The organism is Nitrincola sp. A-D6 (genome assembly GCF_000764495.1).
Classification (GTDB): domain Bacteria; phylum Pseudomonadota; class Gammaproteobacteria; order Pseudomonadales; family Balneatricaceae; genus Nitrincola.
Genome location: NZ_JRLB01000010.1, coordinates 1 through 20,827, shown reverse-complemented (window position 1 = coordinate 20,827; position 20,827 = coordinate 1). Strand labels below are relative to the sequence as shown.

Annotated in this window: 25 protein-coding genes and 1 pseudogene; 16 read left to right on the top strand and 10 right to left on the bottom strand. The window is 49.5% G+C overall.

Annotated elements, in window-relative coordinates:
* Nucleotides 1-60 precede the first annotated feature (60 nt).
* A complete protein-coding gene (nadC, locus tag LH51_RS02510; RefSeq protein WP_036519474.1) occupies nt 61-903 on the top strand; it encodes a carboxylating nicotinate-nucleotide diphosphorylase in 843 nt (280 codons plus the stop codon).
* Between the two features lie 37 nt (nt 904-940).
* Here the strand turns inward: nadC and LH51_RS02505 are convergent, their stop codons facing one another.
* A complete protein-coding gene (locus tag LH51_RS02505) occupies nt 941-1,780 on the bottom strand; it encodes an enoyl-CoA hydratase (RefSeq protein ID WP_235263459.1) in 840 nt (279 codons plus the stop codon).
* A gap of 39 nt (nt 1,781-1,819) precedes the next feature.
* Nucleotides 1,820-2,920 carry a malate dehydrogenase gene (locus LH51_RS02500; protein ID WP_036519471.1) on the bottom strand — a complete coding sequence of 367 codons (1,101 nt, stop codon included), beginning with the start codon at nt 2,918-2,920 and terminating at the stop codon, nt 1,820-1,822.
* Nucleotides 2,921-3,099: 179 nt separating this feature from the next.
* Between LH51_RS02500 and LH51_RS18720 the strand changes: the two genes are divergently transcribed.
* The 3 genes from LH51_RS18720 to LH51_RS02485 are packed head-to-tail and all read left to right on the top strand — an operon-like array spanning nt 3,100 to nt 6,754.
* The gene (locus LH51_RS18720) at nt 3,100-4,383 is read left to right on the top strand and encodes a DUF4123 domain-containing protein (RefSeq protein ID WP_235263474.1); all 1,284 of its coding nucleotides are present in this window, start codon (nt 3,100-3,102) and stop codon (nt 4,381-4,383) included.
* Nucleotides 4,380-5,294: a hypothetical protein gene (locus LH51_RS02490; protein ID WP_036519468.1), complete on the top strand. Its 915-nt coding sequence runs from the start codon at nt 4,380-4,382 to the stop codon at nt 5,292-5,294. Before LH51_RS18720 ends, LH51_RS02490 begins: the two co-directional genes overlap by 4 nt.
* The gene (locus tag LH51_RS02485; protein WP_036519465.1) at nt 5,291-6,754 is read left to right on the top strand and encodes an esterase/lipase family protein; all 1,464 of its coding nucleotides are present in this window, start codon (nt 5,291-5,293) and stop codon (nt 6,752-6,754) included. Before LH51_RS02490 ends, LH51_RS02485 begins: the two co-directional genes overlap by 4 nt.
* A 175-nt stretch (nt 6,755-6,929) precedes the next feature.
* Here LH51_RS02485 and LH51_RS02480 read toward each other — a convergent pair whose 3' ends face one another.
* Both LH51_RS02480 and LH51_RS02475 read right to left on the bottom strand, forming a co-directional pair.
* Entirely contained in the window at nt 6,930-7,334 is a 405-nt protein-coding gene (locus LH51_RS02480; protein ID WP_036519463.1) for a type II toxin-antitoxin system HicB family antitoxin, read from the bottom strand.
* A 55-nt stretch (nt 7,335-7,389) separates the two neighbouring features.
* Entirely contained in the window at nt 7,390-7,572 is a 183-nt protein-coding gene (locus LH51_RS02475) for a type II toxin-antitoxin system HicA family toxin (RefSeq protein ID WP_036519461.1), read from the bottom strand.
* A gap of 217 nt (nt 7,573-7,789) precedes the next feature.
* On the opposite strand from LH51_RS02475, the gene LH51_RS02470 reads away from it, so the two are divergent.
* The 9 genes from LH51_RS02470 (at nt 7,790) to LH51_RS02440 (ending at nt 16,531) form a co-directional block, all read left to right on the top strand.
* Entirely contained in the window at nt 7,790-8,299 is a 510-nt protein-coding gene (locus LH51_RS02470) for a sigma-70 family RNA polymerase sigma factor (protein ID WP_036519459.1), read from the top strand.
* Nucleotides 8,292-9,263: a DUF4880 domain-containing protein gene (locus LH51_RS02465; RefSeq protein WP_036519456.1), complete on the top strand. Its 972-nt coding sequence runs from the start codon at nt 8,292-8,294 to the stop codon at nt 9,261-9,263. The genes LH51_RS02470 and LH51_RS02465 overlap by 8 nt, the downstream gene beginning before the upstream one ends.
* A 326-nt stretch (nt 9,264-9,589) precedes the next feature.
* The gene (locus LH51_RS02460; protein WP_200881845.1) at nt 9,590-11,764 is read left to right on the top strand and encodes a TonB-dependent siderophore receptor; all 2,175 of its coding nucleotides are present in this window, start codon (nt 9,590-9,592) and stop codon (nt 11,762-11,764) included.
* Nucleotides 11,765-11,792: 28 nt separating this feature from the next.
* Complete coding sequence (locus LH51_RS23360) at nt 11,793-12,707, top strand: PepSY-associated TM helix domain-containing protein (protein ID WP_200881844.1); 915 nt, start codon at nt 11,793-11,795, stop codon at nt 12,705-12,707.
* A complete protein-coding gene (locus LH51_RS23355; RefSeq protein ID WP_327124045.1) occupies nt 12,704-13,045 on the top strand; it encodes a PepSY-associated TM helix domain-containing protein in 342 nt (113 codons plus the stop codon). Before LH51_RS23360 ends, LH51_RS23355 begins: the two co-directional genes overlap by 4 nt.
* On the top strand, nt 13,042-13,584 hold the full coding sequence (locus LH51_RS02450; RefSeq protein WP_036519453.1) for a hypothetical protein: 543 nt from the start codon (nt 13,042-13,044) through the stop codon (nt 13,582-13,584). The genes LH51_RS23355 and LH51_RS02450 overlap by 4 nt, the downstream gene beginning before the upstream one ends.
* Before the next feature lie 28 nt (nt 13,585-13,612).
* On the top strand, nt 13,613-13,945 hold the full coding sequence (locus LH51_RS02445) for a hypothetical protein (RefSeq protein WP_036519612.1): 333 nt from the start codon (nt 13,613-13,615) through the stop codon (nt 13,943-13,945).
* Between the two features lie 257 nt (nt 13,946-14,202).
* Nucleotides 14,203-14,553 carry a hypothetical protein gene (locus tag LH51_RS22020; protein WP_235263458.1) on the top strand — a complete coding sequence of 117 codons (351 nt, stop codon included), beginning with the start codon at nt 14,203-14,205 and terminating at the stop codon, nt 14,551-14,553.
* Between the two features lie 46 nt (nt 14,554-14,599).
* Nucleotides 14,600-16,531, top strand: a complete 1,932-nt coding sequence (locus LH51_RS02440; RefSeq protein ID WP_235263456.1) for a membrane-bound PQQ-dependent dehydrogenase, glucose/quinate/shikimate family — start codon at nt 14,600-14,602, stop codon at nt 16,529-16,531.
* 157 nt (nt 16,532-16,688) lie between these two features.
* On the opposite strand, the gene LH51_RS02435 is transcribed toward LH51_RS02440, so the two are convergent.
* A complete protein-coding gene (locus tag LH51_RS02435; RefSeq protein WP_036519451.1) occupies nt 16,689-17,153 on the bottom strand; it encodes an Lrp/AsnC family transcriptional regulator in 465 nt (154 codons plus the stop codon).
* A gap of 147 nt (nt 17,154-17,300) precedes the next feature.
* Between LH51_RS02435 and LH51_RS02430 the strand changes: the two genes are divergently transcribed.
* Nucleotides 17,301-18,278, top strand: coding sequence for a nucleoside recognition domain-containing protein (locus tag LH51_RS02430; protein ID WP_081960633.1), 978 nt, complete (start codon nt 17,301-17,303; stop codon nt 18,276-18,278).
* A 197-nt stretch (nt 18,279-18,475) separates the two neighbouring features.
* Here the strand turns inward: LH51_RS02430 and LH51_RS02420 are convergent, their stop codons facing one another.
* Nucleotides 18,476-18,976 carry a GNAT family N-acetyltransferase gene (locus tag LH51_RS02420; protein ID WP_036519446.1) on the bottom strand — a complete coding sequence of 167 codons (501 nt, stop codon included), beginning with the start codon at nt 18,974-18,976 and terminating at the stop codon, nt 18,476-18,478.
* Nucleotides 18,977-19,060: 84 nt separating this feature from the next.
* On the opposite strand from LH51_RS02420, the gene LH51_RS02415 reads away from it, so the two are divergent.
* Together LH51_RS02415 and LH51_RS02410 are read left to right on the top strand one after the other, a co-directional pair.
* Nucleotides 19,061-19,399 (top strand): type II toxin-antitoxin system RelE/ParE family toxin, encoded by a 339-nt coding sequence (locus LH51_RS02415; RefSeq protein ID WP_036519443.1) that lies wholly within the window; start codon nt 19,061-19,063, stop codon nt 19,397-19,399.
* On the top strand, nt 19,386-19,715 hold the full coding sequence (locus LH51_RS02410; RefSeq protein ID WP_036519441.1) for a helix-turn-helix transcriptional regulator: 330 nt from the start codon (nt 19,386-19,388) through the stop codon (nt 19,713-19,715). The genes LH51_RS02415 and LH51_RS02410 overlap by 14 nt, the downstream gene beginning before the upstream one ends.
* 42 nt (nt 19,716-19,757) lie before the next feature.
* On the opposite strand, the gene LH51_RS02405 is transcribed toward LH51_RS02410, so the two are convergent.
* The 4 genes and pseudogenes from LH51_RS02405 to LH51_RS20730 all read right to left on the bottom strand — a co-directional run.
* Entirely contained in the window at nt 19,758-19,985 is a 228-nt protein-coding gene (locus tag LH51_RS02405; protein ID WP_036519438.1) for a VF530 family DNA-binding protein, read from the bottom strand.
* Between the two features lie 31 nt (nt 19,986-20,016).
* On the bottom strand, nt 20,017-20,208 hold the full coding sequence (locus LH51_RS02400) for a hypothetical protein (protein WP_036519434.1): 192 nt from the start codon (nt 20,206-20,208) through the stop codon (nt 20,017-20,019).
* 89 nt (nt 20,209-20,297) lie between these two features.
* The gene (locus LH51_RS02395) at nt 20,298-20,495 is read right to left on the bottom strand and encodes a hypothetical protein (RefSeq protein ID WP_036519431.1); all 198 of its coding nucleotides are present in this window, start codon (nt 20,493-20,495) and stop codon (nt 20,298-20,300) included.
* Nucleotides 20,496-20,612: 117 nt separating this feature from the next.
* A pseudogene (locus LH51_RS20730) lies at nt 20,613-20,827 on the bottom strand (hypothetical protein); the annotation flags it as partial.

The window sequence follows — 20,827 nt, the reverse complement described above, 5'->3', positions numbered from 1 at the left end:
AGTGATCCTGATGGTTAGAATGCTGCATCTTTGGTTGAAACTTCGGAATAGCCTATTCTCATGCTTACACTCCCTGAACTGCAAGCCGTTATCCAGGATAATGTTACCTCTGCCTTGTTGGAAGATGTCGGCAGCGGTGATATTACCGCTGAACTTATCCCGGTGGCACATCAGGCCAGTGCCCGTGTCATCACCCGTGAAGCGGCGGTGATTTGTGGTGTTGCCTGGGTAGATGAGGTATTTCGCCAGGTAGACCCTCAGGTGGAATTGCACTGGCGAGTCAAGGATGGTGATCGGGTGGCTGCCAATACCGAGTTGCTGTCACTTAGCGGTTCAGCGCGCGCACTGTTGACGGGTGAACGTTCGGCACTTAATTTTCTGCAGACCCTGTCAGGGACGGCGACACTCAGTGCCGCTTATGCCGATAAAGTCGCGGCAACCGGGGTGAAGTTGCTGGATACGCGCAAAACTCTGCCGGGGCTGCGTATGGCGCAAAAATATGCCGTCAGTTGCGGTGGTTGTTATAACCACCGCATCGGCTTATTCGATGCTTTCCTGATCAAGGAAAATCATCTGATGGCTTGTGGTGGCATTACTAACGCCATCCAGGCAGCCCATCAAAACCATCCTGGCAAGCCGGTTGAAGTGGAAGTGGAAACCTTTGAGCAGTTACATGAAGCGCTGCAGGCCGGGGCAGACATCATCATGCTGGATAATTTCACCCCGGAGCAGATGCGTGAAGCGGTGCAGATCAACACTGGTAAGGCCAAGCTGGAAGCCTCAGGTAATATTACCGAGGCCACCCTGATGGACTTCGCCAGCACGGGCGTTGACTATATTTCCATCGGTGCCTTGACCAAGCATTGCCGGGCGATCGATCTGTCGATGCGGATCACCCTGTAACGTTCACTGCCCACTTATCGGATAGTTAAAGACCTGATTATTTATTTTGCCATTGGGGTGAGCGCTTTTCGATAAAGGCTTCAATGCCCTCTTTCGCGTCCTGCGCTAACATATTGTCAACCATCACTTGCGATGCATACTGATAGGCATCTGATAGCGACATGTCACGTTGAGCATAGAAAGCTTTTTTGCCCGTCGCTAAGGTCATGCTCGACTTGGAAGCAATTTTACTGGCCATCGTGTTAGTCGCTTCTTGCACTGAGCCCTGTTTAACCACCTGATTAATCAGACCCATTTCAACTGCTCGAGAAGCCGGAATCATATCGCCTGTCAGCAGCATTTCTATGGCGTGTTTATTACTCACATTACGCGACAGTGCCACCATCGGTGTGGAACAAAATAATCCAATATGAACGCCGGGGGTGCTGAATTGAGATAGGTCAGATGCCACGGCTAAATCGCAACTTGCCACCAACTGACAACCGGCTGCTGTAGCAATACCATCCACTTCAGCAATGACTGGTTTAGGACAGTTTACAATTGCTTGCATCAAGGCGGCGCACATCTGCATGATTTTAGTGAAGTAGGCTTTGCCACCGTCAGTATTTGTTCTGGCGGATGTTAACTCTTTGAGGTTATGTCCCGCAGAGAATGCTGGGCCTTCAGCAGCTAGGATAATGACTTTTACAGCGGGATCAGACGCCGCCGTAGCAAAATGTTGCGCCAGGCATTCAAGCATGGCTTCAGATAAGGAGTTACGGGTACTCGCGTCGCACAGAGTTAATCTGAGAACACCCTGGCTATCGATTTGAGTGACTACAAGATGGTTAGACATAAATTCTATTCCTTTGGCAGTGCCTTTATTGGTCTGGTGCATATCCAGATTGCGCCGATTATTTTTATTCCTGGCTGAAAATTACAGAACCCGGTTAGTGGTGAGGTACTTAAAACTCGCCTCTGGACCTGTGCCGTCAGCGTAAAGGGTTACTCCCGAACGCAGGCAGATAGTCAGATGGTTATGTGACGCCTCGGTTTCTGGTGGCAGCAGATGATTAACCGCCGCTTTTTCATCCAGCAATTCCTGCTCGGTCTGCTTCATCATCGTCAGGCTGTAGTCATTCAGATCCAGCCCTTTGACTATCTGATAGCGGCCATAGTTACAGCGCACCGGAAAGGAGTAAAAAATCCCTTTCTCGATAGCATAACTGCCATCACTGATAATACCCATACTCACCACCTGGCCCGGTGGTGTGCCGAGTACCCAGTCGCGCATATGATGTATAACAGCCTGAGCCGCAGAGGCGGCACTGGAGACACCGCGGGCATCAATAATCTGACTGCCACGGGTCTGTACCTTGGGAATGAACTCCTGCTGATACCAGTCCTGATCTATCTGTTCCATGACCGGTTGCCCCAACACACTGGCATGATACAGGTCCGGAAACTGGGTGGGTGAGTGGTTGCCCCAGATAATAATGCCATCAATATCCCGTGGATTGGCTCCGGTGTGGTTAGCCAGAATGCCCTTGGCTCGGTTGTGATCCAGCCGGGTTAACGCGGTGAACTGTGAAGGTGACAGTTTAGGCGCATTACGACTGGCGATCAGTGCATTGGTATTCGCCGGATTACCCACCACCAGGACCTTCACATCGCGGTTAGCATGATCATTAAGCGCCTTACCCTGACGGGTAAAGATTTCCGCATTCACTTCCAGCAGATCGCGTCTTTCCATCCCCGGTCCACGAGGACGTGCGCCAATCAACAGCGCATAGTGCGCATTGTTAAAGCCCTCTTCAACATTATCGTGCAACGTAATGGTGTGCAGCAAAGGAAAGGCACAGTCTTCCAGCTCCATAGCCAGACCACGCAGGGCTTCCATACGCTCGGGCATCTCAATCAATTGCAGAATAACGGGTTGGTCATCACCCATCATGCTGCCATCGGCGATCTGAAAAAGCAGGCTGTTACTGATGGCACCAGCGGCGCCGGTGATAGCGATACGGACAGGGCGTCTCATAAGGGGACTCTCTTCTTATAGTGATTTAATCTGCAGAATACTAGATGAAAGTCTATTTAAGATAAACCTGGCCAATGTTTTCCTGCTGAGACTGNCAAGCGCCAATACCCTATGTGAACATGCAATAGCTTCACAAAATACATGGAAATTATATTTTGGCCAGGGATGCCTTTGTGAATATGAAACCCCACCTCGGCTTTTGTCATATTTCTTGCGGTGATGATCTTTTTCAGCTCATCGGTGCCGTACTCTGTCATCATGCGCATGAATTTGAGACCTTAATATCCAATGAAATCATCAAAGATGGCTATTGGCTACATTGGGTTAACGATGTGCTTCCAGCCGAGCAATGGCTTTTAAAACACCCTGGTGAATGGGGTGATACCCTGTTATGCAGTTTAAGCGAAACCTGCCCCCTTGTACTGGGCCCGCTTGAACCGCTGAACAAGCCGTCGCAACCTGCGCTTAATCTGCTTGAAATAGAACCCTTAGAGGCAATCGAGCCTTTAGATAGTCAGCTCGGTGTTGATCCCCAAAAATGTGTCCCTGATGTTCTGAGCCATGCCTTGTTTGGTCAGCCAACCCCAACGGACGCTGAACAACAGCATTACTCACAAGCTGTTCCCACAATGAAAACCTATGCCTTGCTGGATGCGGCAAAAATGCCTTACTTATTGCCCGATCTATTGCTGGCGTGTGGCCTTCATTATGAGTCACTGTTTCAAGGTGCTCTACAGGATGAGATCAGCAACCATGCACCTTACCTAGTGGAGCTGGAGCAGGATCATCGCTTTACCCGGCAATTATTCACAGGCCCCCAAGGCATTCTGGGACTCTGGGAAAAGTCACTCGGTATCTTCATCCGTACACGCACTGAGTTTGCAGAGCTGCGTCATCATCTGCGCAAGTTTACTCGGTTACAAAATGAACAGGGCAAGGGATATTTTTTTCGCTTTTGGGAAAAAACCAGTCTCCCGGCGTTAACCCATGGTCAACCCGCCGAGCTAGCCGAAGCGCTCCTTCAAGACAGCAGTTACTTAGGACAATGTTGGCTTATTCCTCTTCCCGAAGATCACAAGGTGATTACCTTTAAACGACACCCTGATCGTCATGGACAACCAACACGGCCAGCAAAAATAACTGAGGAAATCTTAACGGCTTTAAACACGCATATTGAACAGTTTCAAGACCAGCAGATGATCAAAAATGTGCTAAAGCGCTTTGATGATCATGAATTAACGCCTCCAGCACCGGATCAAGCACACTTGCTTAATATGCTGACATTGTTACGTACAGAGGGCTTTTCTGACAAAGAAAAGCGTCAAGATGCCATAGATAGTTATACACAGGCCTATTCACTCGGACTTGCTGATCAGGCGCTGGCCATACTCAAAAAAAGTGTCCAGGGGCCCGCTATACGTCTTTGGCACTTGAACAAATTGATTCAGGACTCGACCCCATGACCCTTATCCAACTTAAGTCACGCATCCTGTGGCTACTCATATTCCTGGGAGCAACCACCATGGCTAACGCTGATGAATACAAAACCTACTGTATCGGCCGCTTATTGATTGATATACCTGCCAGCTTTGAGTTCTCCAGTCAGAGTGGCTGGGCCTATGTGAGTGAATTTGAGCGTTTGGGGCCGGGAGGGCATGAGGAGGCTGAGCGGGTTTGGCGAGAGCGGGTTAATGCACTGAAAAATAGGGCACTCACAGTTAGTGGTACAACTCAGATTTACAGAGCATCAGAAATAGTAGGTAATATTTTTATCGTATCGAGATACGGTGATTTTTCCGCACTTGGTATAGAGTCTGGAGATATATGGTTTGAGGACGCTTTTTTTGCATCCAAAGGGAGAGTTTTTCGTGCCTCGATTATAATGGATGAGACTGATGCCGATACGCAGCGCCAAAAGTTAATTCGAGTCGCTAACGCCACCCGTCCTCGTGAACCCGATGAGATTCCCAGAGGTGAGGGCAGCTGTGTAGAGGGGGCGTTTATTGCACTGTCACCTGAGGGGGAGGTTCAGGGTGCTACATTTCGTCTTCCAAACGAGGATCCTATCGGTGTGCGGATCAGTTTTAGTCTCCGCAAACCTGGTGGAAGAGAGCTCGACCTTGAGGCAGCTGAAAGTAATCTAGGTAGCGGTATTACCATTGCTGGACTCCCTGGCCGTTATGGTAAAGATTACGGACGTGAAATCTTCTATATGGCTTCCGTTGGCCAGCAAACGACTGATCAACAGTTTGGACTATCGCTAGATGTTCGTTATTTTGATCGAAGACGCCCCTTCGGGACTGAACCCTTCACGCGCGAAAAAGCCGATCAGATTTGGGATAGATTAATCGACAGTGCAAGGATTAGAAGGTGATCACTATGAAACACTCTTCGGTTCAATACTGTCCTGTACCGGTTGCGCTGCCTATTGTTTTTGTACCCGGCATTATGGGAAGCCGGTTAAGAACCAAGCACGATGGGCAGATTGTATGGGATCCTCAAGATAATATATTGAATGCAGTAACTATCGCTTTCAAAGGTGCGAAAGCTAAAAGAGACCTCCTCGTCAACAATGAAGGCCTACCCTACTCCCCCGATTATCTCGAAGTAGATTTCGGAGAAGCCCAAAGCAGTCACTCCATGCACCAGGAACAAATCGAACGTGGTTGGGGTGGGTTGATGCAGGGATCCTATTTCAATTTTATTACCTGGTTGCAGCTTATCGCCCCGCATCCAGCCAGCGGGCAACTTCCGCGTGGATGCTTTAGTCTGCGTTATGAGGTTTGGGCCTCCCCCTACAATTGGACAGACGATAATCTGAACTCAGCCAAAGGCCTTGCTGAGACAGTCACCAAAGCGATTGAAGGCACTGAAGAGAAATACCAAGGTACGGATGTTCGTGTGTTAAAACCGATTATTATTACTCACTCGATGGGTGGGTTAGTTTCACGCGCCTACACTCAATTACTTGGCGGTGAAGGAAAAGTGCATGGTGTTATTCACGGCGCTCAACCCTGTGATGGCGCACCGGATGCCTATAAACGTATGCTGGCTGGTGCTGAAGGAAATGCGCGTTTTGTGCTTGGAGCGAACCAGGCGCAAGTCACAGCAACGGCAGGTAATATGCCCGGTGCTCTTCAGCTATTGCCGAATCAATGGCACAAAACCGTTTCGGGTGACACTCAGTGGTTAAAAGTAACTAAACAGAAAGTCACTGAACAAGGTGAGGTGGCGGATGAACCACTGCTGTCCAGGCCGATAACCAATCCTTATTCAGAGATTTATCTAAACCAAAGCGACTGGTGGCGTTTGATCTATGCAGAGTATCTAAATCCTGAAAGTGATAATAGCAGAGCATCATTTGATGCATATAAAAATGTACTAAATCAAGCTGCAACATTCCACGCACAACTCGGCTCAGAGGTATTTCATCCTAACACACGCATGCTCTATTCTGACGATATGGATCATGCATCCTGGGACAATGTAGAGTGGAAACAAGTACAAGGTAGTGACGACTACACCTACAGAAATAACTGGTCGAAGGGTGGTTTTCTGGAAACTACAGGAAGAGGACAGATCGGTATATCAAACGTGGAAAACCCACTGCTTCATGGTTCTGATAGCTATCCTGAATACTTGGCGATATATGAAATCCAGCCTGCCAATGCACCAGGCGATGGTACCGTTCATGCAGGTTCCGGTATCCATGTTTCTGGCCCCATGTCCATTCCCACTCAACATGGTTTTGAACACCAACCTTGTTTTGACTCAACTGAGGTTCGTCGTATAACGGCAGAATGGTTGTTGGATATGGTTCAGGAGCAACTCTAAACATTAATGAACCCTGTTTTTACAGCATGGACAGTGCTCACACGCCGCAGGTTATCAACGAGTCGAATGAGTTCGGTTCGGTTAGTCGTGCTCGAATAACTACTGGGCGCAGGGCGGCGCCCAATGGATTAGAGGCTCTCCTTGAAGCCCGGAGCAACCTGGGCTTCAAGGATTGTTAAGACGAAGCTAATAAGCGCAAAGACGCCTCCGCCAAAAATTGTGAACGGCTTTTGAAGAGCTTGTTTTCGTTCACTGCTCGGTCAATTTTAGTGACCAAAAGGTGAGGTAGGGTGATATTCAGCCGATCCGAATTGCCCAAATATTTGGTAATGTCTACATCAACAAGAAGCCACACGCCGCCACTGTACTCCTCATTTTCGATGAACGCTTCCAGTGAGCTGGCTTGGGGAATATCTCCTCCATCTTCAACCAGACTTTCCAGATGAAGGTCGATGGCTTCAGTTACATTTCTGATAGCCTCCTCCATGGTGTCGCCTGCTGAATAGCAACCCGGAAGGTCCGGAACAATGACACCGTAAGCGCTATCCTTCTCATGATGGATTGCAACTGGGTAAAGCATTGTTAAAGTCTCCTGCTATTAGAATATCTGCTGCATGGCTTGATAAACACCGGGCTTATTTCAGCCCGGCTTGTTTCAAGATGCTTGCAACGGTCTTGGTTGGTAAATCTTTTTTGGGATGAGGTAGCGTAACCTTTCCCGGCTTGTCAGGGTGACATAGCTGGTGATGGGAACCCTTCACCTTGTGTATGTACCAACCATCTGCTTCCAGCACCTTGAGTAATTCCCGACTGTTCATCAGCTCACTCCTTGTTGCTGAGAATGATTTAATTATACACACTATGCGTACTATTTCCAATGCTGCACCACCGAACCTTGGTGGCTGCCACTCACTTCAGCCGACTAGGTTGGGGCAATTGCCTAAAATAATTAGGCAGCTTTGAGGGCTTGTCAGCTTAGATATCGATATATAGAATGATAACTATTATCATTATTATAGTTGTTAAGGAATATTGATGTCTGAGGTTAACGCAATGCTGCACAATCAGGTGGACTCGCTGTACCGCGACCATCGCGGCTGGCTGCACCATTGGTTACGTCGACGTCTAGGCTGTTCGGAAACTGCTGCGGACTTAGCTCAAGATACCTTCATCCGAGTTCTCTTAAAAGAAACGGCACCACAACCGGACAGTCCCCGCGCTTACCTCAGCACCATTGCCAAAGGACTGATGTTTAATCACTGGCGACGACAAGCTTTAGAACAAGCCTATTTAGAGATGCTGGCGTTACAACCGGAACCAGAGTCGCCCTCGTTGGAAGAGCAACATCTGGTGGTGGAAACACTGCTGCAACTGGCACAGATACTGGATGGTTTGCCTCATCGGGATCAACAGATTTTTCTGATGGCACGTTTGGATGGACTAAAATATCAGGAGATTGCTGAGCACCTGAATATCAATGTAAACAGAGTGCAAAAAGCAATGGTGCGTTGCATGCAACAGTGCTATCGAGTGTTGTATGACTAATTCAGCTATACCTCCTCGTGAACTGGTAACGGAAGCTATTCATTGGCTGGTTAAATTCGAAGCCGGCGATGTTGCTGATGATGAGCAGCTTGCCTTTACTCACTGGTTATCACAAAGCCCGGAGCACGCGTTGGTCTGGGATCAACTGGGACGCGCAAACCAACAGTTCTCTGCCATCTCCAATCTAAACAGTGAGAAGGCTTTACACAGCCTACATACTGCTGAACACCGATTACTGCAAAAGCGCCGCTCTCTGAAAACACTCGCGTCGGTTAGTGCTTTTGGTGCGGCGCTGTGGCTAACCCGGGACATGACTGGTGCCGCTCAAGCCGGACGCTATCTGTACGGTCAAACGATGGCCGATGTACGAACAGCAGCGGGTGAGCAAAAAACACTCGTGCTCCAAGACAGCAGTACCTTGATGCTGAATACGCAATCAGCCCTTGCTGTGGATTTCAGTAGCCAACCAGAACTGGTGTTGCACTATGGTGAACTTGCCATTACCAACAGTGGTGGTGCGCAAGTTCGGATAGGTAGGCATCTATTCAGCCCGGTTTTGGGTAGCGAGTTTACCCTGTATCGGGACGATAGCCGCTGCCATTTGCAAGTGGTTACGGGGCAGGTCGACTGCACCCTCAGTGGTATAGGAGACTATAAGGTTACCGCTAATCAGGGTTTCGTTATGCAAGGAGAGCAGGTTCAACAATCAAGTTTAACGCCTTACCAACTGAGTTGGCGCCAAGGGCTGTTAACAGCTCAGCGCACCCAATTGGGCGACTTTATCCAACAACTAACGCGTTATCGAGTCGGTTATCTGGGCTACGCCGACGAAGTGGCCCATCTTACCTTTTCCGGTAGTTTTCCGCTTGTTGATACTGACGCTATTCTCGGCAACCTCTGCCAAATTCTACCCATTCGCCAACATAGAGTTAGTAAATATTGGGTACGGCTCATGCCTGCATAAAAAAATATAAAAAAATAAGGCAGATTTTTCCTGTTCGTGGGGCATATCAAATATGAACTGCACTTGGCTATCAACCCGAGTGTATAAGCCACTATACAAGGAATCTTGAGCATGTCGTTAACCCAGCCACCTGTAAGTCTTTTAAAAAAATATCGACGACCTACTTTGAGTCAACTGGCTTTGGCTATGGGGCTAGGACTGAGTGGGCTATCAGTGTCTGCGCTGCTACACGCTGACCCTGTTGTTGAGGTTAAGCAAGCTTTTGCAATTCCGGGTAGCGATCTGGACTCAGCCTGGTGCTGTTCGGCCAGCAGAGTGGAGTATTAGTGTCTGTTAGCGGTGATCTGAGTCATGGTAAGCAAACACGGGGGCTGCAAGGCAGCTATTCCGTCGAACAAGGGCTTGATTTACTGCTACAGGACAGTGGGCTGGTCGCCGTACCGCAAGCCGGAGGGAGCTATGTTATCGACAAGCCTGAGCCGGTGGTGAGTCAGCAGGGTGCGGTGCAGTTGCCCACCCTTAGCATTCAACATAAGCGTGAATTCCGTGTATCCAAGGGTGCAACCAATCTACCCATGGAAATCAAGGACACGCCACAGACGATTAGCACCATCGAACAGCAAGGTATGCGTGACTTTGGCGTTAGCAGCAGCAATGATGCGTTGCGCTTGGGAACCGGTATCAACGTCGATGAGTGGGAGACCAATCGCACCGGTTATAACGCTCGTGGCTTCGATATCATGCTGACACAGGTTGACGGTCTGGGGATGACCAATGACTGGGGGCTGGTTGAAGGTCAGTTGGATACCTTCCTGTTTGAGAAAATCGAACTGACTCGCGGTGCTAACGGCTTGCTCACCGGTGTCGGCAACGCCTCTGGCACCATCAATTTCGTCCGCAAACGGCCTACCAACGAGGACGGTGGTGAGATTCAGCTCACTGGCGGGTCTCACGGTCACAAGCGCCTGGCTCTGGATTATAACAAGGTACTGACTGAGGATGGTGAGTGGGCCGGTCGACTGGTACTTGCGCAGGAGGATAAGGGCTCGTACCTGCGTGCACTTAATGACAAGCGTACTTCCCTTTATGGCGTTGTTGAAGGACAGATCGGTCTCAATGGGGTGTTGACCCTGGGGTTGACCTACCAGGATTCCAGGCAGCGCTCTCCTATGTGGGGATCGCTGACACTACCGTATGCCGACGGCACGCTAGCTGATTTCGATGTCTCTGCCTCGACCTCGCAGGACTGGACACGATGGAACAATCAATCCTATAACGCCTTCATCGAGTATGCCCATATGTTGTCGCCTGACTGGGAGGGTAAGGTGACCTACAGTCATACCAAGGGTAGCAGTGATACTAAGTTGTTTTATGCCTACAGCCTTACAGGCTATCTGAACGATGATAACACCGGTCTGCTCGGGTGGCCGTATCGCAGCGATGGCGAATCACAGATCGATATCCTTGATGTCAACCTCACGGGGAGTTTTGATGCCTTTGGTCGTCAACATGAAGCCGTGTTTGGCTTGAGCCATTCCAGGCAAACCAGTCTGACTTACACATACGATGGTGCTACCTTCCCCGTATTACCAGCCTTTCCCTATGCTGGCGATGTGTATGCAGAACCCAATTGGGGAGCCAAGAGCATCGCTGCGGATGGCGAACAGAATATAACCCGCTTGTACGCTGCAACCCGCCTGTCACTGACTGACAGGTTGGCAGGTATTGTCGGCATCAATGCCATACATTTAAAGCGAGATGGCACTGCGATCTACGGTGGTGGCACCAATCTCGACAACGAAACGACCCAAAAGGCCAGTCCATATTTTGGGTTAACTTACGACATTTCGCCTGATGTGCTGGGCTATGTTTCCTACTCGGATATCTTCCAGGCGCAGGATCAACGTGACGTCAATGGTGCATTTCTTGCGCCGATGAAGGGGGTTAATACAGAGGTCGGTATCAAAGCCGAGTGGCTTGATGGCAATCTCCTTACCACCCTTGCGGTATTTTCCGCCAAGCAGAAGGGGCTTGCCACTATCGCTGGTTTCGATCCTGTTGCCCAATGGAACTATTATGAAGCCAAGGACGTGACTTCGCGTGGTTTCGAGATCGAAGCCACGGGCCATCTTAGTGACGACACCCAGCTAACGGTTGGCTATACCTCGCTGAAGCTGACAGGAGAAGATGGTAGTGATATCTATGAGTGGGTGCCGCGGCGTACGTTAAAAGTTCGTGCCGACACGCGCCTGCCGATGTTGCCTGATTTGCGGGTAGGTTCGGCGGTACGCTGGCAGTCCGATGTCTCTAAGGACGGTGGCGCATGGCAAGACTCACATGTTCTTGCCGACGCCTTCGCGGCCTATGCGTTGAACGACAACGCAACCCTGCGTTTGAACGTTAACAACCTGTTTGATAAAAAATATCTCCGTTCTGTGCAGCATGGTGCAATCTATGGCGCGTCTAGAAGCGTTTTACTTTCGCTTGACTACAAACTCTGACCAGTGAGTCGGGAGGAATGACTGTCTGATGTCTAACTCTATATCGATTAAATCAGGTACGGAAAAACCGCGCGCCAATCGTGCCAAAATCTGGTTTTTGGTACACAGCTGGATGGCCATGCCGATCTGGGCATTTGTATTCTTTATCTGCTTGACGGGCACCATTGCCACCGTTAGTCAGGAGATTGTCTGGCTGGCTGATCCGGCGTCGCGCGCTAACCCACCGGCTCAGGCCGGTGCTCTGCTGAGTTTTGATGAAATTGTTGCCGTGGTGAAGGAGGGCCATCCTGAAGCGATTATTCAGTCCATTTCCCGGCCGGTAAAATCGCAGTTTGCACTGACGGCTGATATCAGCTATCCAGACACCACCACACGGACTCTGTACGTGAATCCTTATACTGGTGTTATTCAAGGCGAAAGCTCTCGTTTTGATTTTCGCCAGTTCGTAAGGGGGCTGCATGGCTGGTTACTGTTGCCCTGGACTAATGGCTACAGCTGGGGGTGGTACCTTGTCAGTATCACTGCCATCCCCATGCTGGTTTCCTTAGTTACGGGGCTGGTTGTCTATAAACGCTTTTGGCGAGGTTTCTTGCGCCCACGGCTACGTTTCAACGTCAGTGCGCGAGTCTTCTGGGGAGACTTTCATCGCCTGGCGGGTATCTGGTCGATTCCTTTTATCGCCATTATCTCCATCACCAGTATCTGGTTTCTGCTGCAAGGCATACTGCGGGATAATCAGATCTCTTTCTCCACGGCTGGCCCACCTATCTATGTCGACAGGCTGATGTGCCGCAGCTGGATGGCAACAGCCAGACACCGCCTTTTATCAGCCTGGATAAAGCAACGGCGGCTGTTGAAACGGCCTTTCCTGATTTGCAGGCGTCTTTTGTCGCTATGCCGGGTAATGCGTATGCGCACTACCGTATTGGTGGGCGCAGTGTGAGTTATCCTTTGCTGTTCGAAAACGTCAGTGTGAATCCCTACACTGCTGAAATTGAGCAGACACGCCGGATCTCCGATCTATCCTGGCTGGAAATCATCACCGGCTCCATGCGCCCGTTGCATACCGGTGATTTTGTCGGTCTGAGCTTAAAACTGGTGTATTTCTTCTTCGGCATACTGCTGACCATGATGGTGTTCAGCGGCATGATGATCTGGACCAAACGCACCTTCAGGGACACCGCTGCAGTCCTTCGGACAAGAAAGACCAACAAGCAACCCAGCAAAGGGGCGGATGCACAAATGCCGGCTTATGCCTTACAAAAAGGAGACAATGTATGAGCCAATCCTCCACCTCTCCGAAGACGGCGTCCCCTAAGAAATACAGTCTCTGGTTTCGCCGGCGTTTTCATCTTAGTGCGCTGTTGCTAATTTTGCCCATGGTGGCGATGCCTTACTATTTTGATAACCGAGCCATGTTCCTGGGCGATAAAGGCCTGGGCGAGCGGGATCTTGGTCAGCATCAAGTAGGCCCCTGGCAGATTCAGTTGGCCGAGCGGGATACCAATCCACCCTGGAAAGATGGGGTGGCTAGCCACATGAAAACCTTTACTCTGTCACTCTGTGAGGTGTGTATCCCGGAGGTGAAAGCCGCCTATATTCGCATTGGTAAGCCGCGTAATCTGCGTACCGCTGGCGCTATCGCATTCGGCTCACCCTACCGACAATCCATCTCTGTGCCGATTACTGAGACTGCCAAGGCCGATGCTGATATCTGGCTGACCCTGGAGGGCTGGGATGGCTCTGTGCACCAGATGTCCATGCCCCTGGCTGACGCCTCACCTAGTGCGGTGACATTTATTCAGCGCCGCAATGACTAACCAGTACCGACTAACGCGAGAACAGATCATGAGAACTAACAAACGCTTCATTTGCATAGCCCTACTGATGTTCAGCAGCCTGATGGCCATACCTGCCTGGGCGCACTCTCCACACTGTCAGTGCAAGCTTGAGGGGGATTTCATTGTTTGCCAAGGCGGTTTTTCCGATGGCTCAGGTGCTGAAGGTATACAGCTGGATGTAATTAACTATGATGAAGACCTGATTCTATCAAGCGCACTGGATGAACAGTCCCGCATCCGCTTTCCGCGTCCTGATGGTGATTTTTACATCTTACTGGATGCAGGCCCAGGGCATATTGTTGAAATAGACTGGCCAGAAATCGAGGGGATGGAGTCTTAAGCAACTAGTGCCATCCGATACACACGCACCCGCCGACCATGAAACACATGCATGGAGTAATTCTTAAAGCCAACCTTCTCGGATACCCTGATGGACGCCTGATGCTCAGGCTCAATTATCCCCAACTGTGCGCCATCGCACAAAGCCAGGCTGACTCATGCTTTATAGTGCATAAACGGTTAGTTTGTAGGCGCGATATAGCCTGGTGACTGACCTCTAGCATCAATTATATGCAATTCAATATATGAGCGAGGCTTATGCTTTTATTTTCGATTCTGGTGGCACTGATAGGTCTGGCTCTGACGGCGGGTGGTGTCTACCTGCTCAGTCTTGGCGGGAGCCTCTATTATCTTCTCGCAGGCGTTGTGTTGCTGCTCAATGCATGGCTGGGTTTTAAGCGCCATGCCTTGGCCCGTCCGTTATTTGCATTGTTTCTGGTGATCACCCTGATCTGGTCTTTGTGGGAGTCCGGCTATGACTGGTGGGCGTTAGCACCGCGTATGGGCTTGTTTATGCTGCTGGCTATCCCGCTATTGTTTTCCAGCGTAGCGGACAGGGGCGGGCGCAAAGTGTTGTTTCTTGTGTGGCTAGTATTGGGGGGATACTAGTGGGCAGCATCTGGCCAAGCCGCATGAATTTTCTGGCAGCCTCGATATGCAGGTGGACAGTGAATCACCGAATCTGGGGGACGCGCCTGAAGCCAGTTGGTATGCCTATGGGCGAACCAACATGGGGCAGCGGTATTCGCCACTGGCTCAGATCACTCCCCAGAATGTTGGGCAGTTGGAGGAGGTCTGGCAGTATCGGACCGGGGATATGAAAGGCCCTGAGGATATTGGTGAAACCACTTATCAGGCAACACCACTTAAAATCGGCGATACGCTGTATCTGTGTACACCGCACAACTGGTTGGTGGCCTTGGATGCCGACCTAGGCACCAAGCGCTGGGTCTATGATGCCAAGGTGGCACCGGAAAGCCAGCGTCAGCACCAGACCTGTCGCGGAGTGTCTTATCTGCCACCGGCATCAGGCGAGGTTCCCTCCGCCGCGATGCTGGGTGTGGCGGCCGAAACCCAGGCCTCAGTGCAGTGTGATGCCATGCTCTATATGCCGACCTCTGACGCCCGTCTGATTGCTCTTGATCCCGCCACCGGCGCACGCTGTGCTGGTTTTGGTGAAAACGGTGAACTCGATCTGATCCACAATATGCCATTCAAGCAAGCCGGTTTCTATTACTCCACCTCACCACCCGTGGTGGCCAATGGTCTGGTCATAGTGGCCGGTTCAGTGAACGATAACTACGACAAAAACTCACCGTCTGGTGTGATTCGTGCCTATGACGCTAAAACCGCTGAGCTGGTGTGGAACTGGGATTCCGGCAACCCTGAGGAAACCGCTCCAATCGGACCGGATGAAGTTTATACGCCCAGCTCACCCAACAGCTGGGCCATAGCCAGCGCTGATGAATATCTGGGGCTGATTTACTTTCCGATGGGGAACCGGACACCCGATCAGCTTGGCTGGTATCGTACTGAGCATGATGAAAAATATGCCAGCTCCGTGGTAGCGCTGAGCCTGGATACCGGCCAGGTGGCCTGGGTACAACAGTTTGTGCACCATGACCTGTGGGATATGGATACACCGGCCCAGCCATCACTGATTGATCTGGAAACCGATAAGGGCCTGCAACCTGCACTCGTAATACCAACCAAGCAGGGTGATGTGTATGTACTGAATCGTCAGACCGGCGAGCCGATCTTTGCGATAGATGAACTGCCTGCCCCTCAGGGTACCGTTGAGTTGGATCATGCGGCACCGACACAACCTATCTCAGCACTGACTTTTCGTCCGCCACCCATGACAGAGCAACAGATGTGGGGCGCAACACCGCTGGATCAGATGTGGTGTCGGATTCAGTTCAAGTCCCTGCGTTATGAAGGCCAGTACACACCGCCATCGGAGCAGGGAACGCTGGTCTATCCGGGTAACTTTGGCGTATTCAACTGGGGTGGTATCGCCGTGGACCCGAAACGTCAGGTGATGTTCGGGATGCCTCTCTATCTGGGCTTCATTCAACAGTTGGTCGAGAAAAATGGATCGGACATGGACGCAGCCAACCAAGGTGAGCAGGGCCTGAATTCAAATGAAGGTGCCCCCTATGCGGTAGATATGCGGCCCTTCCTGTCACCCATGGGCGTACCCTGTCAGCAACCGCCCTGGGGCTATGTCGCTGGGGTGGATCTGAAAACCGGGGAGATCGCCTACAAACATAAGAACGGCACCATCCGTGATATGACCCCGCTACCCTTACCAATTAAAATGGGCGTTCCCGGTATCGGCGGTCCCATCATTACCGAAGGTGGCCTGGCCTTTCTGGCCGCGACGGTAGACGACTACCTGCGGGCTTACGACCTGTCTACCGGTGAGCAACTATGGCAGGCGCGACTTCCGGCTGGCGGGCAAGCCACGCCGATGACCTATCTGAATAGCCAGGGTGAGCAGATGGTGGTGCAGGTGGCCGGTGGCCATGGCTCCGTCGGCACCACGATAGGGGATTATGTGGTGGCTTATAAGATCAAACGTTAAGGCGTTTTACTCTTGCGCGGTTGCATGAAAAGTCCGGGCTAAGCCGCAGCCCGGTTTTGGCGAAGCTGGAACAGATTATAATTGGCTTGGATGGTCATCCAGAACTCAGCGTTGCCGGATATTCGGCCTGGGTGCGAAAGGCTATGCATTGCCAATTTCATTGACTTAAAGGAATCTCTGTTGAGGACTTAACGGTTCGAAGTGATACTGAGGTTTGGAATTTTCGGATGTTGGCTTCCGTGTGAAGTACTCTATCGACAAAGCTTTCGTAAGCCTGAATATCCGGTACAGTAACGACCATCATAAAATCGTAGTTGCCCGTTATTTGGTAACAGTGTCTTACTTCTGCTGCCTGGCTAATGACGCGTTTAAAGGCGTCATACAAATCCTTTCGATCTCGCTCCATTTCGACCGAAACCAGTAATGTCAGTTTGTTGCCGGTTAATTCTGGGTTCACAAGAGAAACATCACCCACAATAACGTTTTCATCTCTCAGTCGTTTTACTCTTTTATGGCAAGCTGGAGGCGATAGTCCCACTTCTTCGGCCAGCTCAACGTTTGCGATACGATTATTACGCTGCAAGATGGCTAGGATTTTTCGGTCTATCTTGTCTAATTCCATAAATTTCTCACAATCATGCTTTTGTGGTTAAAAATTTCTCAATGGTTTTTATATTAAAAATATTCGATGTTATCAATCATTAAATTGATCGGCATATTTCTTGTCATCTCAATACACTTTCTCCATAGACTGTTTGGAGAAAGAGAAGTGAATAAACGAAACTATCATTGGGTTGGGCTTTTATTGAATGGACTCTGGAAAGAGATCATTGATGTCACATGGACGCTTTATAAGATCATGATTCCGATGATCATCGTGATCAAGGTTGTTGAAGAGTTTGGTGGCATCGAGCTACTGAGCCAATGGCTGAGTCCTGTCATGTCGCTGGTCGGCTTGCCTAGCGAAATGGGCTTGGTGTGGGCAACCACGCTGGTCACCAATATGTACGCTGGACTCGTAATATTTATGAGTATTGACACGGATTTAACCGTTGCTCAAGTCTCGATTCTTGGCACTTTGATGTTGCTTGCTCATTCACTTCCTATCGAAGTAGCCGTTGCTAAAAAAGCAGGCGTTGGGATTGCTATGACACTGATAATTCGCATTGGTGGTGGTTTGTTGATGGGGTGGATTTTGCATCAAATATACCAAGGCGGAGATCTACTAAATACGCCTGCTGAAGTGATTTGGCGACATGCGCCAGTCAGTGATTCAAGTTATGTGGTTTGGACAATCGATCAGCTTAAAAGCCTTGCAATGATTTTTGTGGTGATTGCTGCATTAATGACATTTTTACGCTTGTTAAAATTGCTTGGTATCGAAAAATTGATGGCAATATTGCTCAGGCCGATTTTGTCTGTACTTGGTATTAGCCGAGAAGCAACAAACTTGACGATTGTGGGTATCACGCTAGGCGTTTCTTTTGGTGGTGGTTTGCTTATCAATGAAGCAAAACGAGGACACATTTCCCCACGGGATATTTTTGTCGCCATGATGTTGCTCAACCTACTTCATAGCTTGATTGAAGACACGCTACTGATTCTGTTGATTGGTGCGGACTTTATGACTATTTTTTGGGGACGAATTGTATTTTCCGTGACTGTGATTGGAGTTTTAGTCTTTGTTCTTAAACGCTTGGATGAAAGCACTTGTCGTAAGTATTTTTATAAGAAGATAAGTGATTAGAGTCTACGAGAGACTTACTATTTATGTCGACAGGCTGATGTGCCGCAACTGGATGGCAACAGCCAGACACCATCTTTTATCAGCCTGGATGCCACCCGTCACATATACCACGGCAATCATCAGCATGATTGCCGGAATAAGTAAGAATTTTATCCCAGAGTGGGGCCTTTCAACCCGGTAATAAATGTTCTCTATATTCATGGCATCCGATACACACGCACCCGCCGACCATGGAACTCATGCATGGAGTAATCTTTAAATCCAACTTTTTCGGATACTCTGATGGACGCCAGATGCTCAGGCTCGATGATGGCAATCACCGAGTCACAGTATTTCTGGCTAAAAACATAATCAATAACAGCCCGAACCGCTTCTGTCGCCAGCCCCTGATTCCAAAATCTACGTCCTAATCGATAGCCCAGATTGACCTCCTCAACGCCATCGACCTGTTCAGGGCTGACACCACAGAAGCCAACCAGATCACCCGAGCTTTTCTCCAGCAACGCCCAGGGGCCTATTCCGTGGGATGAGTAGCAGTCCATACACCAATCAATAAACTCGCCAATGGCTTTCTCATCACAAACCCCACGCACTGAATAGCGCATCACCTCGGGATCACTCAAAATCTCAGTGAGGGTGGGAAGGTCCTGGTGACCGAGTTGTCTTACGATTAATCGCTTCGTTTCAAATATGTGCACTGGGTCCTCTTAGCGCATATATTTCTATGTTGATCAAATAATATCCGCTTGTATTTATGTCATATGCGACATATATTGTAGTACATGAGCCCAAAGGACAAGCCATTAGTTTGGTTACATGGAATTGTTAAAACACCACCATTTTCGGCAACTGCCAGATTGGAGGCAGGTTTCTTATTGCGGCGACTGCAATGTGGAGAAAAACTTTCCATGCCGCACTCAAGACCCATGCCATCAATCGGTTCTCACTGTCATGAGCTGCGCATTACTGATAGCGATAAAATTTGGCGCATAGTGTATCGAATTGAACCAGATGCCATTGTTATAGCTGATGTGTTTATAAAAAAAACTGAAGCTACACCAAAAAACGTAATTGATGTTTGTAAGTCCAGATTCAGGATGTATGACGATGCAAAAAAGTAATCGAAAGAAACTGGAAGCCGCCGGTTGGAAAGTCGGTAGTGTTGATGAGTTTCTGGATTTGACCCCTGAAGAGTCTGCATACATTGAAATGAAGCTGGCGTTGAGTCACACGCTTCGACAGCGTAGACAGCACAATAATCTGAGCCAGATAGAGCTTGCGAAAATGGTTCATTCCAGTCAGTCGCGCATCGCCAAAATGGAGGCCGGAGATCCGAGCGTTTCCATAGACCTGATCATGAAATCACTCCTGGCCTTGGGAGCCTCTCCCAAAGATGTCGCCAAAGCAATATCTTCGGGCTCGCCCCATGCTGCATAACCGGCAAGTGCCCTGAACAAGTCTTGATTGACTGCCGCCTGCTCAGTTAGTCGGTGCGAAGGTATTGATATACAACGCCTCAACCTTGTCTCTGGCCCACTGCGTTCTACGCAAAAACTTCAACGACGACTTAATGGATGGATCATTGTGAAAACAGTTGATATTGATCTGCGCATATAAAGCATCCCAACCGTAATGCTCGACCAGGCGTGTGAGTATTTTTTCCAGACTCAAACCATGTAAAGGATTGTTGGGTTGTTCTTGGTTCATTGGGAGTTCCTGTAGGTACTTAATCTTAGCCTTAGCCGTTTGATTGCTGTTTCAATTCGATGAAGTCTCGAATGGTAACAAGCGCACGTCTAATTATCAGCGCCTTGGCATAAAAATAGAGATAGCGCAGAGCAAACATGCCAAAAATAGAGGCGACAACAAAGGCAATCAAGTTTACATACTCAGAGTTACTGAAAGCAGCATAGGCTCGAATGGGGAACATTATGGCAAAAAATGCACAGACTAGTGCTATTAAGAGGGATTTTCCTGGGCTATCGCAAGCAATAGAACCATCCTGACAATCTATCCAGCCTAAAACACCATGAAAGCTCCATGCATTTGCTTTTCAAGAAGCGCAATGACCGTCATACCTTGCTCAATCTTCGGCTTTCCGGGAACAGTGACATCGAAATAACGTTTCCCACCAGACTCAAACCCAAAGCTGGTGGTTCCTGTGTCATACAATGCTGCTGGAAACAGACGCTCAAACGTGGTTTTTTGAAAGATCATCTGGGCGAATCCTGAGAGTAAATTCCTTGGCCTTGATATACATTATTCACCCCAGCATAGAGACATACTGGCCATCGCCATCTAGCCTCTGAGTCATATCGCTACCACCCTGGGGGGCTACTTGCGCCCCAGGATACGTAAAATACGCAGGAATAAATTAATGATGTCCATGTATAAAGCCGCTGCACTATCAACAGCATTATCCAGGGTTTTAGGTATTTGTGCGTATTCCAGACCAAGGTTGCCACTGATTCCAGACGAAGCCTGCCATCCATTCCACGCGAAAGCTGCCACTGATTCCACAGCAAAGCTGCCACCCTGGCAGGCTGTCT

Excerpts from the sequence above, each read along its gene's own strand:
- LH51_RS02440 (WP_235263456.1), top strand. The coding sequence starts at position 14,600 with ATGCAGGTGGACAGTGAATCACCGAATCTGGGGGACGCGCCTGAAGCC.
- LH51_RS23360 (WP_200881844.1), top strand. The coding sequence starts at position 11,793 with ATGTCTAACTCTATATCGATTAAATCAGGTACGGAAAAACCGCGCGCC.
- LH51_RS02400 (WP_036519434.1), bottom strand. The coding sequence starts at position 20,208 with ATGTTCCCCATTCGAGCCTATGCTGCTTTCAGTAACTCTGAGTATGTA.
- LH51_RS02450 (WP_036519453.1), top strand. The coding sequence starts at position 13,042 with ATGAGCCAATCCTCCACCTCTCCGAAGACGGCGTCCCCTAAGAAATAC.
- LH51_RS02505 (WP_235263459.1), bottom strand. The coding sequence starts at position 1,780 with ATGCACCAGACCAATAAAGGCACTGCCAAAGGAATAGAATTTATGTCT.
- LH51_RS02410 (WP_036519441.1), top strand. The coding sequence starts at position 19,386 with ATGCAAAAAAGTAATCGAAAGAAACTGGAAGCCGCCGGTTGGAAAGTC.
- LH51_RS02465 (WP_036519456.1), top strand. The coding sequence starts at position 8,292 with ATGACTAATTCAGCTATACCTCCTCGTGAACTGGTAACGGAAGCTATT.
- nadC (WP_036519474.1), top strand. The coding sequence starts at position 61 with ATGCTTACACTCCCTGAACTGCAAGCCGTTATCCAGGATAATGTTACC.
- LH51_RS02415 (WP_036519443.1), top strand. The coding sequence starts at position 19,061 with ATGAGCCCAAAGGACAAGCCATTAGTTTGGTTACATGGAATTGTTAAA.
- LH51_RS18720 (WP_235263474.1), top strand. The coding sequence starts at position 3,100 with ATGAAACCCCACCTCGGCTTTTGTCATATTTCTTGCGGTGATGATCTT.
- LH51_RS02480 (WP_036519463.1), bottom strand. The coding sequence starts at position 7,334 with ATGCTTTACCCAGTTGCAATCCATCATGAGAAGGATAGCGCTTACGGT.
- LH51_RS02475 (WP_036519461.1), bottom strand. The coding sequence starts at position 7,572 with ATGAACAGTCGGGAATTACTCAAGGTGCTGGAAGCAGATGGTTGGTAC.
- LH51_RS02405 (WP_036519438.1), bottom strand. The coding sequence starts at position 19,985 with ATGAACCAAGAACAACCCAACAATCCTTTACATGGTTTGAGTCTGGAA.
- LH51_RS22020 (WP_235263458.1), top strand. The coding sequence starts at position 14,203 with ATGCTTTTATTTTCGATTCTGGTGGCACTGATAGGTCTGGCTCTGACG.
- LH51_RS02500 (WP_036519471.1), bottom strand. The coding sequence starts at position 2,920 with ATGAGACGCCCTGTCCGTATCGCTATCACCGGCGCCGCTGGTGCCATC.
- LH51_RS02470 (WP_036519459.1), top strand. The coding sequence starts at position 7,790 with ATGTCTGAGGTTAACGCAATGCTGCACAATCAGGTGGACTCGCTGTAC.
- LH51_RS02490 (WP_036519468.1), top strand. The coding sequence starts at position 4,380 with ATGACCCTTATCCAACTTAAGTCACGCATCCTGTGGCTACTCATATTC.
- LH51_RS02395 (WP_036519431.1), bottom strand. The coding sequence starts at position 20,495 with ATGATCTTTCAAAAAACCACGTTTGAGCGTCTGTTTCCAGCAGCATTG.
- LH51_RS02435 (WP_036519451.1), bottom strand. The coding sequence starts at position 17,153 with ATGGAATTAGACAAGATAGACCGAAAAATCCTAGCCATCTTGCAGCGT.
- LH51_RS02445 (WP_036519612.1), top strand. The coding sequence starts at position 13,613 with ATGAGAACTAACAAACGCTTCATTTGCATAGCCCTACTGATGTTCAGC.